This window comes from Streptomyces sp. NPDC087845, from assembly GCF_044742755.1.
Taxonomy (GTDB): domain Bacteria; phylum Actinomycetota; class Actinomycetes; order Streptomycetales; family Streptomycetaceae; genus Streptomyces.
In genome coordinates this window covers 280,723-296,138 of record NZ_JBIUVC010000005.1, presented here as the reverse complement: position 1 = coordinate 296,138, position 15,416 = coordinate 280,723, and the positions used below count along the sequence as shown (strand labels likewise).

The 15,416-nt window shown below is 73.1% G+C and carries 11 protein-coding genes; 7 read left to right on the top strand and 4 right to left on the bottom strand.

Annotated features, from left to right (window positions below; genetic code table 11):
- Positions 1 to 6: 6 nt before the first annotated feature.
- Both ACIOMQ_RS15830 and ACIOMQ_RS15825 read left to right on the top strand, forming a co-directional pair.
- Complete coding sequence (locus ACIOMQ_RS15830) at positions 7 to 915, top strand: diacylglycerol kinase (protein ID WP_402189209.1); 909 nt, start codon at positions 7 to 9, stop codon at positions 913 to 915.
- A 44-nt stretch (positions 916 to 959) separates the two neighbouring features.
- A complete protein-coding gene (locus ACIOMQ_RS15825) occupies positions 960 to 3,794 on the top strand; it encodes a DEAD/DEAH box helicase (RefSeq protein WP_362211471.1) in 2,835 nt (944 codons plus the stop codon).
- Positions 3,795 to 3,931: 137 nt separating this feature from the next.
- Here ACIOMQ_RS15825 and ACIOMQ_RS15820 read toward each other — a convergent pair whose 3' ends face one another.
- Both ACIOMQ_RS15820 and ACIOMQ_RS15815 read right to left on the bottom strand, forming a co-directional pair.
- Positions 3,932 to 5,053 (bottom strand): LLM class flavin-dependent oxidoreductase, encoded by a 1,122-nt coding sequence (locus ACIOMQ_RS15820; protein WP_401267397.1) that lies wholly within the window; start codon positions 5,051 to 5,053, stop codon positions 3,932 to 3,934.
- Between the two features lie 237 nt (positions 5,054 to 5,290).
- On the bottom strand, positions 5,291 to 6,823 hold the full coding sequence (locus tag ACIOMQ_RS15815; protein ID WP_362211466.1) for a helix-turn-helix domain-containing protein: 1,533 nt from the start codon (positions 6,821 to 6,823) through the stop codon (positions 5,291 to 5,293).
- A gap of 89 nt (positions 6,824 to 6,912) precedes the next feature.
- Here ACIOMQ_RS15815 and ACIOMQ_RS15810 point away from each other — a divergent pair, with 89 nt between their 5' ends.
- The 5 genes from ACIOMQ_RS15810 (at position 6,913) to ACIOMQ_RS15790 (ending at position 13,629) form a co-directional block, all read left to right on the top strand.
- Complete coding sequence (locus ACIOMQ_RS15810) at positions 6,913 to 8,025, top strand: DUF917 domain-containing protein (RefSeq protein ID WP_362211463.1); 1,113 nt, start codon at positions 6,913 to 6,915, stop codon at positions 8,023 to 8,025.
- On the top strand, positions 8,022 to 9,362 hold the full coding sequence (locus ACIOMQ_RS15805; protein ID WP_362211460.1) for a hydantoinase/oxoprolinase N-terminal domain-containing protein: 1,341 nt from the start codon (positions 8,022 to 8,024) through the stop codon (positions 9,360 to 9,362). Before ACIOMQ_RS15810 ends, ACIOMQ_RS15805 begins: the two co-directional genes overlap by 4 nt.
- 98 nt (positions 9,363 to 9,460) lie before the next feature.
- Positions 9,461 to 10,918 (top strand): purine-cytosine permease family protein, encoded by a 1,458-nt coding sequence (locus tag ACIOMQ_RS15800; RefSeq protein WP_401267389.1) that lies wholly within the window; start codon positions 9,461 to 9,463, stop codon positions 10,916 to 10,918.
- A 49-nt stretch (positions 10,919 to 10,967) separates the two neighbouring features.
- The gene (locus tag ACIOMQ_RS15795; protein ID WP_362211454.1) at positions 10,968 to 12,563 is read left to right on the top strand and encodes a hydantoinase/oxoprolinase family protein; all 1,596 of its coding nucleotides are present in this window, start codon (positions 10,968 to 10,970) and stop codon (positions 12,561 to 12,563) included.
- Positions 12,556 to 13,629, top strand: a complete 1,074-nt coding sequence (locus tag ACIOMQ_RS15790; RefSeq protein ID WP_402189207.1) for a DUF917 domain-containing protein — start codon at positions 12,556 to 12,558, stop codon at positions 13,627 to 13,629. Before ACIOMQ_RS15795 ends, ACIOMQ_RS15790 begins: the two co-directional genes overlap by 8 nt.
- Before the next feature lie 119 nt (positions 13,630 to 13,748).
- On the opposite strand, the gene ACIOMQ_RS15785 is transcribed toward ACIOMQ_RS15790, so the two are convergent.
- Positions 13,749 to 14,192: an SPW repeat protein gene (locus ACIOMQ_RS15785; protein ID WP_362210197.1), complete on the bottom strand. Its 444-nt coding sequence runs from the start codon at positions 14,190 to 14,192 to the stop codon at positions 13,749 to 13,751.
- 149 nt (positions 14,193 to 14,341) lie between these two features.
- Positions 14,342 to 15,289, bottom strand: a complete 948-nt coding sequence (locus tag ACIOMQ_RS15780; RefSeq protein ID WP_401755382.1) for an ADP-ribosylglycohydrolase family protein — start codon at positions 15,287 to 15,289, stop codon at positions 14,342 to 14,344.
- Positions 15,290 to 15,416: the final 127 nt, after the last annotated feature.

The following is a 15,416-nucleotide window of genomic DNA, read 5'->3' as shown; positions in this document are numbered from 1 at the left end:
CCCGGGGTGACCAGCGAGATCACCCTTTTCGTCAATCCCACCGCCGGACGCGGCCGGGGCGCGCACGCCGCGCAGCCGGCCGCTTCCGCGTTGCGGGACGCCGGATTCTCCGTGCGCACGATTCTCGGCGAGGACGCCGACGACGCCCTGCGGCGGGCACGGGAGGCCGTCGCGGGCGGCACCGGTGCGCTGATAGCCGTGGGCGGGGACGGCATGATGTCCCTCGCCCTGCAGGCCGTCGCCGGCACGAGGACCCCGCTCGGCGTCGTCGCCGTGGGTACCGGGAACGACTTCGCCCGCGCCCTGGGGACGCCGATACGGGATCCGGCCGCCGCCGGGCGGCTCGCCGCCCAGGCGCTGAAGGGCGGTGCGGTCCGGACGATCGACCTCGGCAGGGTCGGTGAGCGGTGGTTCGGGTCCGTGCTCGCCTCCGGCTTCGATTCCCGGGTCAACGACCGCGGCAACCGGATGCGCTGGGTCAGCGGACGGTTCAAGTACGATCTCGCGATCCTCGCCGAGCTCGCCGCGTTCAGACCCATCCCGTACCGCATCGGGCTGGACGGGGGGCTGGTCCGGGAGATCGAGGCGACGCTCGTCGCCGTCGGCAACGGATCGACGTACGGCGGAGGCATGCGGATCTGCGCGGACGCCGTCATGGACGACGGGCTCTTCGACGTGACCGTCGTCGGGGACTGCAGCCGCACCACACTCCTCAAGGTCTTTCCGCGCGTCTACAAGGGAACGCACCTCGGCCACCCCGACGTCACCTCGTACCGGGTCTCCTCGATCGAACTGGCCGCAGCCGGTGTCACGGCGTACGCGGACGGTGAACAACTCGGGGCGCTGCCGCTCACCGCGACCTGCGTACCGGGCGCGGTGAGGGTGCTCGCACCGGGTCCTCCCACCGTGATTTAAAGATCGCGTCACTGTCAGAGGTGGCGGGTAGGCTCATAAGCAAGATGACAGAGGACCTCTCACCAGCTGAGCGATACCAGGCTTCTCGGATCCGCGCCGCCGAGCTGGCCACCGCACTCGCGCCCTTCCGCGAGTTGTACGAGTTCGATCTGGACCCCTACCAGATCGAGGCATGCGAGGCGCTGGAGGCCGGCAAGGGGGTGCTCGTCGCCGCTCCGACCGGCTCGGGCAAGACGATCGTCGGCGAATTCGCCGTGCACCTCGCGCTCGCGCAGGGCCGCAAGTGCTTCTACACCACCCCCATCAAGGCCCTGTCCAATCAGAAGTTCGCCGATCTGGTCAAGCGCTACGGGCCGGACAAGGTGGGCCTGCTGACCGGTGACAACAGCCTCAACGGCGATGCGCCGGTGGTCGTCATGACCACCGAGGTGCTGCGGAACATGCTGTACGCCGGCTCGCAGACGCTGCGCGGCCTCGGCTATGTGGTGATGGACGAGGTGCACTACCTCTCCGACCGCTTCCGGGGCGCCGTCTGGGAGGAAGTGATCATTCACCTCCCGGACTCCGTGACCCTCGTGTCGCTGTCGGCGACCGTGTCCAACGCCGAGGAGTTCGGTGACTGGCTGGACACCGTCCGCGGCGACACCCAGGTCATCGTCTCCGAACACCGCCCCGTGCCGCTCTGGCAGCACGTCCTGGCGGGCCGCCGGATGTACGACCTCTTCGAGGAGGAGACCGACCACGGCGGCCGCGGCACCGGACGCCGCGAGGTCAACCCCGACCTCGTCCGGCTCGCCCGGATGGAGAACCAGCGGGGATACAACCCGCGCGAGCGCCGCCGCGGCAAAATGGTCCGCGAGGCGGACCGCGAGCGCGAGCGCCGCCAGCGCAGCCGGATCTGGACCCCCTCCAGGCCCGAGGTGATCGACCGGCTGGACGCCGAAGGGCTGCTGCCCGCCATCACGTTCATCTTCAGCCGGGCCGCCTGCGAGGCCGCCGTACAGCAGTGCCTGCATGCCGGACTCCGGCTCAACGACGACGCCAAGCGGCGACTGGTCCGCGAGATCGTCGAGGAGCGGACGGCGTCCATCCCCGGCGAGGACCTCCATGTACTCGGCTACTACGAGTGGCTCGAAGGACTGGAGCGCGGCATCGCCGCGCACCACGCCGGGATGCTGCCCACGTTCAAGGAAGTCGTCGAGGAACTGTTCGTACGAGGGCTCGTCAAGGCCGTGTTCGCGACGGAGACCCTCGCCCTCGGCATCAACATGCCCGCACGCTCGGTCGTGCTGGAGAAGCTCGTCAAGTGGAACGGCGAGCAGCACGCCGACATCACCCCCGGCGAGTACACCCAGCTGACCGGGCGGGCCGGACGGCGCGGGATCGACGTCGAGGGCCACGCGGTGGTGCTGTGGCAGCGCGGCATGGACCCGGGCGCGCTGGCCGGACTCGCGGGTACGCGGACGTATCCGCTGCGGTCCAGCTTCCGGCCCTCGTACAACATGGCCGTCAACCTGGTGCACCAGTTCGGGCGGCATCGCTCGCGCGAGCTGCTGGAGACCTCCTTCGCCCAGTTCCAGGCCGACCGGTCGGTGGTCGGGATCTCCCGCCAGGTCCAGCGGAACGAAGAGGGGCTGGCGGGCTACCGGGAGGGCATGACCTGCCACCTCGGTGACTTCGAGGAGTACGCGCGGCTGCGCCGCGACCTCAAGGACCGGGAGACCGAGCTCGCCAAGCAGGGCGCGTCGCATCGGCGGGCCGCGGCGGCGGCGTCCCTGGAGAAGCTCAAGCCGGGCGACGTCATTCACGTACCCACCGGCAAGTTCGCCGGACTGGCGCTGGTCCTCGACCCGGGGCTGTCCGCCGGACGGACCAACGCGCACGGGCACCGCGGGCTCGAATACCACGACGGGCCACGGCCGTTGGTGCTGACCGCCGAGCGGCAGGTCAAGAGGCTCGCCTCGATCGACTTCCCGGTCCCGGTGGAAGCGCTGGAGCGGATGCGGGTACCGAAGTCGTTCAATCCGCGCTCGCCCCAGTCGCGCCGCGATCTGGCCTCCGCGCTGCGGACGAAGGCCGGGCACATAGCGCCGGAGCGGCACCGCAAGGAGCGGTCCCCGGCGGCCGACGACCGGGAGATCGCCCGCTACCGGGCGGCGTTGCGCGCACACCCCTGCCACGGGTGCGACGAGCGGGAGGACCACGCTCGATGGGCCGAGCGGTACCACCGGCTGCAGCGCGACACCAAGCAGCTGGAGCGGCGCATCGAGGGGCGGACGAACACGATCGCCCGCACCTTCGACCGGATCGTCGCGCTGCTCACCGAGCTCGACTACCTGCGGGGCAATGAGGTCACCGAACACGGGCGGCGCCTCGCACGGCTCTACGGCGAGCTGGACCTGCTGGCGAGCGAATGCCTGCGGGACGGCGTGTGGGAGGACCTGAACCCCGCCGAACTCGCCGCGTGCGTCTCGGCGTTGGTGTACGAGGCACGGCAGGCCGATGACGCGGTGGCGCCCAAGCTGCCGTCGGGTCCCGCGAAGACCGCGATGGGCGAGATGGTCCGGATCTGGGGCCGGCTCGATGCCCTGGAGGAGGAATTCAAGATCAACCAGGCGGAGGGGGTCGGGCAGCGCGAACCCGATCTGGGGTTTGCCTGGGCGGTCTACATGTGGGCGTCGGGGCGGACGCTGGACGAGGTGCTGGGCGAGGCGGACATGCCGGCCGGGGACTTCGTGCGGTGGTGCAAGCAGGTGATCGACGTGCTGGGGCAGATTGCGGCCGCGGCTCCGCGGGAGGGGAGTTCTGTCGCGCGGAGCGCGCGCAAGGCGGTGGATGCGGTGTTGCGGGGGGTTGTGGCCTACAGCTCCGTGGGGTGAGGGTTCCGCTGGGTGCGGATTCCGGGGCGGAGTGCGGTGGGGTTTTGCGGTGAGGTGCGGGGGTGCGCCTGCGGCGGGCCTGTTCCCCTACCCGCCCCTTCCCGTAACCGGGGGCTCCGCCCCCGGACCCCCGCTCCTCAATCGCCGGAGGGGCTGAAGATGTGCGCCGGGCGGGCCGCGTCCCGCTTGGCCACTTCCTCGCGGACGATCGGGATGACGTGGCGGCCGAAGTCGATCGCGTCGTCCAGCAGGTCGTAGCCGCGGGCCGAGAGGATTTCCACGCCCAGGTCGTAGTAGTCCAGCAACGCCTGCGCCACCGTCTCGGGCGTTCCCACCAAGGCCGTCGAATTGCCCGCGCCGCCCGTTTCCGCCGCGGTCGGCGTCCACAGGGCCCGGTCGTGGCGCTCGCTCTCGGCGGCCACCGCGAGGAGCCGCTGGGAGCCGGCGTTCTCCGGGCTGTTCAGCGGGTGGCGGCGGCTCTGCGGCGCGCCGGCCTTGCGGGCCTTGATCCGGGCCAGTGTCCGGTGGGCCTTCTCCCAGGCGAGTTCCTCCGTCGGTGCGATGATCGGGCGGAAGGCGACCTGGATCCTGGGGACGTCCGTACGGCCGGCGGCCTTCGCCGCGGCCTTCACCGCCGCGATCTGCTCCGCGGTCCGTGCCAGCGGCTCGCCCCACAGGCAGTAGATGTCGGCCTCGGCGCCCCCGGCCGCATACGCCGCCGGTGAGGATCCCCCGAACGAGACCCGCGGATGCGGCTGCTGCACGGGAAAGGTGTCGCTCACGAAGTCGTTGAAGCGGTAGTGCGTGCCCTCGTGGTCGAAGGGTTCGTGCGACGTCCACGCCTTCTTGATGATCCGGATGGCCTCGCGGGTGCGCGCGTACCGCTCGTCCTTGGTGAGGAAGTCGCCCTCGCGCTGCTGCTCGTGGTCGTTGCCGCCGGTGATGAAGTGCACGGCGAGGCGGCCGTCGCTGATCCGGTCCAGGGTCGCGAAGGTCTTGGCCGCGAACGTCGGGTACGAGACGTTGGGTCGGTGCGCGACCAGGATCTGGAGCGTTTCGGTGCGGGCCGCGATGTAGGCGGCGGCCGGGGACGGATCGGGAGAGCCGGAACCGTAGGCGAACAGCACCCGGTCCCAGCCGTGCTCCTCGTGCGCGCGGGCCAGTGCGAGCGTGTACTCCTTGTCGAAGGACGCCCCGGACCGGGGGGTCACTTCGGAACCTTCATTGGTTGCTGCGATGCCGAGAAACTCGACGGGCATGGCAAAGCCTCATCTCGTGCTGCGGGGAACGGTGGTCTGCGGCGCTGACGCGGGAGCGGTCAGCGACAACACGAGGCGGACCACACTCGACCGAAGTCGATGTGGTCACGGGTGACCAGCCGCAGCTGAGGACGCATCTGCCCAGTGGAACAGGCGTGTTGGTGCCGAGTCAACCGTTTCCGGGACCGATGCGCCGTCGAGGGGCCGCGGCGGGCGCGGTGCCGCGGGCAGCGGGTGTCAGGGCCGGAGGTCGGGCGACGGGAACGGGGTCGGCTCGCCCGGGGGCGTGGACAGGCCCGCGCGGCAGGCCAGTTGGAGTGCGAGGCGGACATCCGGCTCGTTCAGATCGGCGCCCGTCAGCTGGACGATCTTGCGGATGCGGGCGCCCACCGCGTTGCGGTGCAGATGCAGGGCCTCCGCCGCGCGGGCGGGCGAGTTGTTGTGGTCCAGGTACCCCTGGAGCGTGCGCAGCAGCGGCTCGGCGCGCTCCGGGCCCAACGCCAGGACCGGAGCGAGGAGTTCGGCCACCGCCTCACGTGCCGTGTCCGAGGCGTACCACTCCAGCAGCATCCGGTCGAGGCCCACCGCGTCGTGCGCGGCCACCGCCGGCCCCGCGCCGCGCGGCACAACGGCGCGGGCCTCACGGGCGGAGGTGCGGATGCCCAGGGGGCCCCGGTGTGGTGAGCCCACGCCGCATCTCAACCCGGCCTCCGGGCGCGGTCCGGCCAGCCGTTGCACCACACGTCGGGCCCGGGCCAGGGTGGCGCGGCGCCCGTCCGTCCCCGGGGCGGCGGGCCAGGTGCTGAGCAGGACGAGGGCATCGTCGACCAGGGCGGCGTTCCACTGCACGGTGTCCGCGGGCGGGGGCACGGGTGCGCCGGGGTGCGCCGCCGGGCCGTCCCAGGTCCGCAGCAGGGTCAGTGCCTGGGACATCACCGCGTCCAGCGCCTTCGGACGGTTCGCGGCGTCGAGGCCGCCCGCCTCCACCCGCAGCGCGATGTGCCAGCCGTCCACCGGCAGCGCGAGCGCCCGGCCCCGCGCGGCCAGCCGGACGGCCTGGTCCTGCGGGGCCGCGAGCAGTTCGGCGAGCAGCCGGCCGCGCGAGCGCACGGGGACGTCGCCGTGCCCGCCGCCCGCCGCCGCGAGGGCCGCCAGCGCGAGGACGGAGCGCACCGCCGCCCCCGCGTGACCGGGGCGGGCCGGGGCCGCGAGCCGGATCTCGCCGTCCGGGCCCGCGGCGGCGGCACCCTCCTCACCCGGCCCCGCCGCACGCAGTTCCACCGGCACGCCGAGGGCGCGGGCGGCCGCCGCGGCCACCCGGTCCGGGTCACCCGCGACGGCCGTCACCTCCCGCGCCGCGGCGGCGACCCGCGACAGCGCGTCCGCCGCGGACCCGGCCACAGCCCGCTCCACGGCCACCACGAGAGCGGCGAGATCCCCCTCCGCGTACAGCACCGCGACCCGGCCCCGTTCCGCGAGCGCCCGCGCCGTGGCCGTCACCTCGGCGGGCAGCCCGTGCGGGGCCTCCGTCACCCCCGTCAGCACCAGCGCGGCGGCCCCGGCGGCCGCCGCGTCCCGCACCGCGACATCCAGCAGATGCCCCGGCACCGGCGCCAGCAGCACCGCGACCGTGCCGGCGGGCATGGCGGCGAGCCGGTCCGGGCGTGGCTCCAGGCGCACCCCCGTGACCTCCACCGCGTCGAGCGGCCCCACCAGCGGGCGGACCTCGTCGAGGCCGGGGGACGAGAGGAGCTCCAGGATGTTCGGCATCCCTCCAGTGTGCTGGAAGCACACCAGGCCGCTCAACCGTGAGCCACCGGCCCATACGGGGCGTGTTTCTCCTTCCTACGCTGGGATCCATGACCGTGGACGCCGGAGCACTCGCCGACTTCGCGCGGGGCTGTGCCGTCCTGGGATCAGGAGGCGGCGGACCCGCCGATGTGACCCTGCCCGTCGCCGGACAGGCGATCGAGGAGTGCGGTCCGGTGCCCGTCGTCGCCCCGGCCGCGCTGCCCGCCGACGCGCTCGTCATGCCCGTCGGGCTGGTGGGGTCGCCCGCCGTCGCCGCCGAGCGGATCGGCGGCCGGGACGAACCCGCACGGCTGCGCGCCCGCTTCGAGGCCCTGCACGGTGCGCCGGTGGCCGCCGTGATGAGCAGCGAGATCGGCGGCCTCAACGGCTGCGTCGCCGTCGCCTGGGCCGCCCGGCTGGGGCTGCCGCTGCTCGACGCCGACTCGATGGGCCGCGCCTTTCCGCGCATGGACCAGAACGTCCTCGAACTGGCCGGACTGCGCCCGGGACCGGCCGTCCTCGCCGACGAACACGGCCACACGGTGGTCATCGACGACGTGGACGGCGCGCATCTCGAACGGTTCGCCCGTGCCGCCGTCGCCGCCTTCGGCGGACGTGCCGCATCCACCGACTACCCCCTCACCGCCGGGCAGGCGGCCCGGTACGCCGTCGCCGGATCGGTCACACGCGCACTCGCCCTCGGCCGCGGCGAAGGGCCGGCCCCCCTGCTGACCGGCAAGGTCTCCTCGGTCCGGAGGTACGCCACCGAGGGCGCCGACAGCGACGACGCCACGGGTGTCCTGCTGGAGGGCGGGGGCCCCGACGCGGGCCGGACGATGCTCATCGAGGCCCGCAGCGAGTTCGTCGCGGCGCTGGAGGACGGCACCCCGCTCGCGGTCGTGCCGGACGTCATCGCCCTGGTCGACGTGCGGACGGGCTGGGCCGTCCCGGTCGAGGAGGTCCGCTACGGCCTCCGCGTCCACCTCGTCGCGCTGCCCTCCGCCCCGGTCTGGTACTCGCCGGACGGACTGCGGCTCGCGGGCCCGTCCGCCTTCGGCCTCGCAGGTCTCGGGGGAGCCGGGGGAGCCGACGGGCCCGGCGGTTTCGCGGGGCCCGGCGGGCTCGCGTGGGACAGCTCCTCGCGCACCGGCGGCCGCACGTCGCGGGGAGGCACCCCGTGATCCTCGGCGTGGACGTCGGGCCCACCAACACCGATGCCGTCCTCCTCGACGGTGACCGGGCGGTCCGGGCCGTCAAGGTTCCCTCGATCGCCGGTGACGCCGTCGGGTCGCTCTGCGCCGCCGTCGGCGCGCTGCCGGCCGAGCTGCGCCGCCGGGCCACCCAGCTCGCCGTGGGGCTGCGGGTCGCCGCCCGCGCGGTGCGGGAACGGGACGGGCTGGCCCGGGTCGGAGTGCTGCGCGTCGGGGGCGCCGCCGCCGACGCCGTGCGGCCGCTGTTCGGCTGGCCCGAGGCGCTGCGCGACGCCGTGTGCGCGGGTACCGCGAACGTCAGGGGCGGCGGTGGCCTGGCACCCCGTGACACCACACCGCTCGACCGGGACGCCGTGGCCCGGTTCGGCGCCGCACTCGCGGGCCGCGCCGAGGCGTTCGCGGTCACCGCCGTGTTCTCGCCCGTCGACGGCGGCCAGGAGCGGGAGGCCGCCGAGATCCTGCGCGCCGAGACGGGCCCCGGAACGACCGTTCTGCTCTCCAGCGACGTCGGCACCCTCGACCTGCTGGCCCGCGAGAACGCCACGGTCCTCGACGCGGCCCTGTCCGTGCTCGTGGCGCGGGTCGCGGACGAGCTGACTGCCACCCTGCCCGGCCTCGGCCTCGCCCCCGGTGCCGCCGTCCTCGTCACCCGCAGCGACGGCACGCTGATGAGCCTGGAGTATCTGCGCCGCCAGCCCGGACTCAGCCTGGGCAGCGGCCCGGCCTGCACCATTCGCGGCGCCGGACTCCTGGCCGGCCTCCGCGACGCCGTGGTCGCCGACATCGGCGAGCGCCGGGCCCGGGTCGGCGCCCTGACCGGCGGCTACCCGCAGGAGGCCGGCCCCGGCGAACGTATCGGCGGCGTCCCGGTCAGCCTGCGCTTCCCCGACCTGATCACCGTGAGCGCCGACGCCCACCGCGAACTGGCCGAGGCGGCCGACCGGATGCGTCCCGCGGCCGGACTCCTCCCGCTGATCCTGGTCGGCGGCGGCGCGGGTGGCGTGCCCGGCCGCGTACTCACCGGATTCGATGTCGTACGGCCCGAACACGGCGGCGTCGCCGGGGCGTTCGGCGCGGCGGCCAGTCCGGTCGGCGGCCACTACGACCGCATCGTCCACCGAGGGCCCGGCCGCCGTCTCGACGCCGTACGCGACGAGGTGCGGGACCTGGCCCGGGCCGGTGCCGTACGGGCGGGGGCCGATCCCCGGCGCGTACACACCCACGCGGAGCCGGACCTGCCGGTGCCGTATCTGCCGGGTGCTGTGCTCCTTCGCGCACGGGCCGTGGGACCGCCCCTCCCGCTCTGACCCCCACTCCCCACTCCCCGTTCCCTCCTCCTCCGCAGCGGCCCGGTGCCGTGCTGCTGCGCCCTCCTGCCCGCCCCGCCCACCCGAGGACCGTCCCCGTGACCCAGAAGTTCGATGTGCACCCACAGCCATCCGCTCAGAACCAGCCGGACCGACAGCAGCCGGACCGGCAGCAGGCGCGGGCGCGGACGGACGAGGACTACCCGCTGGAGCGGGTGCCGCGCGCGGCCCGCTACTCCTGGTTCAACGTCGCCGTGCAGCGCTTCGGCCAGCTCTCCGACCTGACGCAGTTCCTGCTGGGTGCCGCGCTCGGCGCCGGGCTCTCCTTCTGGGGGGCGTTCTGGGCCTTCACGCTCGGCTCGGTGATCCTGGAGATCGTCTGCATCTTCGTCGGCATCGCCGGCATGCGGGAGGGCCTGTCCACCTCGATGCTGGTCCGCTGGACCGGCTTCGGACGCTACGGCTCCACCCTGATCGGACTCGTCATCGCGGTCAGCCTGTTCGGCTGGTTCGGTGTGCAGACGGCCGTGTTCGCGGCCGGGCTGCACTCCATCGTGCCCGCGCTGCCCGTGTGGGCCTGGTGCCTCGTCTGCGGCCTCGGTGTCACCGCGCTCGTGCTGCGCGGCTTCCGCGCCATGGGCTGGACCGCGTTCGTCACCGTCCCCGCCTTCCTCGGCCTCGCCGGCTGGGCGATGACCGTCGAGTTCTCCCGGCACAACATCGGGGATCTGGTGGCGTCCGCGCCGTTCGGCGCCCACATGTCCATCGCCACCGGCGCGACCGTAGTCGCCGGCTCGTACATTGTCGGAGCCGTCACCACCCCGGACATGACCCGCTTCAACCGCAACACCGGCGATGTCGTGAAGCAGACCGTCGTCGGCATCAGCCTCGGCGAGTACGTCCTCGGACTCGGCGGTGTGCTGCTCGCCTACGCGGTGAAGTCGTCCGACCTGATCGCCATCATCACCTCCTCCTCCGGTGTCATCGGCGTCATCGTCCTGGTCTCCGCCACCGTGAAGATCAACAACTGGAATCTGTACTCGTCGTCGCTCGGCCTGATCGGCGCCGTCGAGGCGCTCTTCAAGGTCCGGCTGCACCGGGTCGGTACGACCGTCACGATCGGCGTGCTCGGCAGCCTCGCCGCCGCGGCCGGAATCCTGGACCGGTTCACCGACTTCCTCACGGTGCTCGGTGTCCTCACCCCGCCGGTCGCCGGGATCATGGTCGCCGAGTACTTCGTGGTGAAGAAGTGGCGCCCGCAGCTGGACGCGTCCCGCTCCCTCGGGCGGCTGCCCGAGACGGAACCCAGCTGGGTTCCGGCCACGATCGTCCTGTGGGCCGCCGCGTCCCTGTTCGGCTGGCTCGGCGACCACTACCAGTGGTGGGGGATCCCGGCGCTCAACTCCCTGCTGCTGGCCGGGCTCGGCTATGTCGTCCTCGGCAAGCTCGGCCTGGTGCGCGGTGCCCGGGACCTGCCGTTCGACCAGCCGGTCCGACCCGCCGCCGCGATCGAGGCGGCGGCGGGCACGGCCTGGTCGTCGAAGGCCACCGCCTGAGCCGTACGCCCGACCCGAAATCCCACCCCCTACGAAAGACAGACACACCATGCGCATCGGAATCGACGTCGGAGGCACCAACACCGACGCCGCCCTTCTGGGGGACGACGACCGGATCATCGCCACCGCGAAGACCCCCACCACCTCCGACATCACCTCCGGCGTCACCGCGGCGATCCGGGCACTCGACCCGCCGATGGAATCCGTCACCGCCGTCATGATCGGCACGACCCACTTCCTCAACGCGCTGATCGAGGGCGCCCGGCTCGCACCCGTCGCCGCCGTGCGCCTCGGCCTGCCCGCGACGGCCGCCCTGCCACCGATGACCGACTGGCCGGAGCGTCAGCGGGCGGCCGTCGGCGGGCACGGCTATCTCTGCCACGGCGGGCGGGAGTTCGACGGACGGCCGCTGTCGCCGCTCGACCCGGAGGAGCTGAAGCGCACCGCCGCGGACATCGCCGCGCGCGGACTGACCTCGGTGGCCGTCTCGTCCGTGTTCTCCCCGGTCGCGGAGGACGACGAGCGCCGGGCCGCCGAGATCCTCGGCGCGGAACTGGGCCCCGGCGTCCACTTCTCGCTCTCGCACGAGCTGGGCCGGGTCGGGCTGCTGGCCCGGGAGAACGCCACGATCATCAACGCGGCCCTGCGCGACCTGGCGACCGCGATCGTGGAGTCCTTCGCCAAGTCGCTCGCCGAGGTCTCGCTGACCGCCCCGTTCTTCCTGTCGCAGAACGACGGCACCCTGATGGACGTGGACTTCGCCCGCGCCTACCCGGTGGCGACCTTCGCCTCCGGGCCCACCAACTCGATGCGCGGCGCCGCGTTCCTGTCCGGTCTCGGCGACTGCGCGGTCGTCGATGTCGGCGGCACGACCGCGGACGTCGGCATACTGGCCGGCGGTTTCCCGCGCGAGGCGGCGGGCGAGAGCGAGGCCGCTGGTATCCGCACCAACTTCCGTATCCCCGACGTCCTCTCGCTCGGTATCGGCGGCGGATCCCTGGTGTCGGCCGACGGCGAGACGGGCCCCCGCTCGGTCGGCTTCCGGCTCACCGAGGAGGCACTGGTCTTCGGCGGCTCCACCCTGACGGCGACCGATCTCGCGGTCGCCGCGGGCCGCGCGGACATCGGCGACCACTCCCGTGTCGCGCACCTGGACCACGGGTTCGTCACCCGTGCGCTCGACCGGATCGCCGAGCGGCTGGCCGAGACGGTCGACCGGATGCGCACCTCGGCGGGGCCGCTGCCGGTCGTCGCGGTGGGCGGCGGCAGCGTGCTGGTGCCCTCGGCCCTGCCGGGGTTCGACGAGGTGCGCCGCCCGGGCCACTTCGACGTCGCCAACGCCGTGGGCGCCGCCATCGCCCAGGTCGGCGGAGAGGTGGACCGGGTCTTCCAGGTGCCCGAGGGGCGCAGGGACTCCGTACTCGCCGAGGCCCGCGAGGAGGCCGTGGGCCGGGCCGAGAGCGCGGGCGCCAGGCCCGGCACGGTCCGCATCGTCGACGTGGAGGAGGTTCCGCTCGCCTATCTGCCGGGCGGCGCGACCCGTATCCGGGTCAAGGCGGTCGGCGATCTCGACCTGAACGGCATCGGCAGCACCCGCGCCCCGGCCGGGGCGCGCGACACCCATGGAGCAGCTTCACATGCGTGAGATCAACCTCGACAACCTGGACGACATCGCGCGCGGCGCGGGCATCCTCGGCACCGGCGGGGGCGGCGACCCGTACATCGGCAAGCTGCTGGCCCGCGAGGCCATCCGCACGTACGGGCCGGTCCGGCTCGTCGGCTTCGACGAGGTGCCGGCCGACGCGACCGTCGTGCCCGTCTCCGGCATGGGCGCTCCGACCGTGCTGCTGGAGCGCGTCCCGGCCGGAGGCGAGGGAGTGGCCGCCCTGCGCGCCCTGGAGAAGCACATCGGCCGCCCCGCCACCCACATCGCGCCGATCGAGGTCGGCGGCGTCAACTCCATGCTGCCCATCGCCTGCGCCGCCGAGGCGGGGCTGCCGCTGGTCGACGGCGACGCCATGGGCCGCGCCTTTCCCGAGGCCCAGATGGTGCTGCCCGGTCTGATCGGAGTGGCCAACACGCCGATGGCGCTCGCCGACGACAAGGGCAACAGCATCATCGTCGACGCCGTCTCCAACCACGCCGCGGAGCGCATCGCACGGGCGGTCTGTGTGGAGCTCGGCTGCCAGATCTCCAGCGCCGACACCGTGATGCGGGGGGACCAGCTCGCCGACGGCCTCGTCCCCGCCACGATGACGCTCGCCGAACGGCTCGGCGCGGCCGTCCGCGAGGCGCGCGCCGCGCACGAGGACCCGGTGCGCGCGGCCCGTTCCATGCTGTCCGGCACCCACCTGCTGACCGGCAAGGTCGTCGACGTCAGCCGCCGCACCCAGGGCGGCTTCGCCCGCGGCGGCGCCCGGATCGAGGGCATCGGCGACGACGCGGGCCGGGTCCTGGAGCTCGGCTTCCAGAACGAGCACCTGCTCGCCACCCGCGACGGCGAGACGGTCGCCACCACGCCCGACCTCATCTGCGTGCTGGACACCGACACCGGCGACCCGGTGACGACGGAGGGCCTGCGCTACGGCCTGCGCGTCAGCGTTCTCGCGGCCCCGTGCGACCCGCGCTGGACCACACCGGGCGGCCTGGCCCTCGCCGGGCCGCGGTACTTCGGTTACGACGTGGACTACCTGCCGTTCCGGGAGGTCTGACCCACGGCACCGCATCGGGTCCGGGCCACCTGCCCCGCCCACCGTCACTCGCCCCGCCCACCGTCGGCCGGCCCGCTCCACGCGGGCCGGCCGGCGGTCCCTGTATCGGACGGTGTGTCTCAGACCGTGCGCTTGCCGGTCTTCATCGACGCACCCACGCAGACCAGCCCCAGCAGCAGGGTCAGCCCGCCGATGATGACGTTGTTGAGGATGACGCCGAGGCTCGGGCTGCTGCCGACGACCCACGTCGAGATGATCATCCAGGCACCCATGGCGCAGATGGCCCAGCTCAGGCCGTACATCCGCTGCGGCATGACGGTGAACCCGAGACCCAGCGCGGCGATGGCGATACCCATGATCAGGTTGTGCGCCACGAGGGTGGGCTGGCTCGTCGTGAAGTGGAGCACCCAGGGCGAGATGGCGCAGTAGAGACCGACGAGGAACACCGGTGCGTCCACGAGGGCCACGTCACGGCCCCCGAGCATTCGGTCGTAGCGGTCGCGCATTTCGGAAACATCGGGGTGACTGGCCATGTCACGGCCGGTGTGCGAGAGGTTTGACATGGGGTTCGTCTCCTTCGCTCCTACAGACCTGGCGCCGCTTCGCATGATGAGCGGCCTCAATGTCATTGTGCGCTTATATCACCCTTATGTGGAGTTCTGGGGTGAATCAATATCTTTAGGGCGAGTGAATAGCGCGGGGAACCACCGCGCTACGAGGCGCTGTCCAGCCGCTCGGCCAGGGCCGCCAGACCGGGTGTCCGCAGCACACGGTTCCCGTATCCCGGCAGCGGCACGTGCAGGGGATCCGTCCAGCGGGCCGGAACGGCGCCGCAGCCGTACACCGCCCCGGCCAGGCCGCCGGTCACCGCCGCGACCGTGTCGGTGTCCCCGCCCGCGTCCACCGCCGCGGCCAGTGCGTCCTCGTACGTACGTGTGGTCCGCAGCGCCCACAGGGCGGAGCCCAGGCACGGCCACACCGCACCGTTGAACTCCGTGGCGGAATCCGGATGCCAGTCGGGCGCGAGGACGGCGGCCCAGCGCGCGCGGTGATCCTCGTGCACGAGGCCCAGGACGCCCGCCACGGCGGCGAGCGGATCGCCGCCGTCCAGCGCCACCCGGAGCAGCTCGTGCAGCACGGCGGTGCCCTCCCAGGCGGCCCGGTCGCCATGCGTCAGCGCGGCGATCCGGCGGGCGGCGCCCATCGTCGCCTCCCGGCCCGCCCGCGCGAAGTACACGGCCGACGTGGCGGCGCGCATCAGTGAACCGTTGCCCGCCGCACGCCCGCTGACCTGGAAGTGCAGCGCCGCCGCGAGGTCCCAGGGCTCACCGCTCGTCAGTACGTCCGCGGTCTGCAGCCCGATGTCCTTCGGTCCGCCCGCCGCCCATCGGCGAAACCGGCCGAACAGGTCGGGCAGGTCGAGGCCGCCCCGCTCCAGCAGGGATTCCGCGACCAGAACCGCCATCTGGGTGTCGTCCGTGGCCTCGCCCGGATCCCAGCCGCCGCCCCCGCACATGGTGCCGACGCCGTCCGGGAAGCGGGCCGTGTACACACCGGCGGGGCCGAACTCGAACGGCGCCCCCAGCGCGTCACCGACCGCTGATCCGACGACGGCCCCCGTTACCCGGTCCCGCCGGTCCGCGCTGCCCGGATGCTTCATCCGGGCAGTGTACGGAGGGTGCCCCGCCTTCCGTACGCGCGATTCACCGTCTTCATGGTGTTCTCCCGCATCTGGAGGGTGCTGAATTGATGACTCGGAGTGATGGCATGGAGGTAGGGTGATGCGC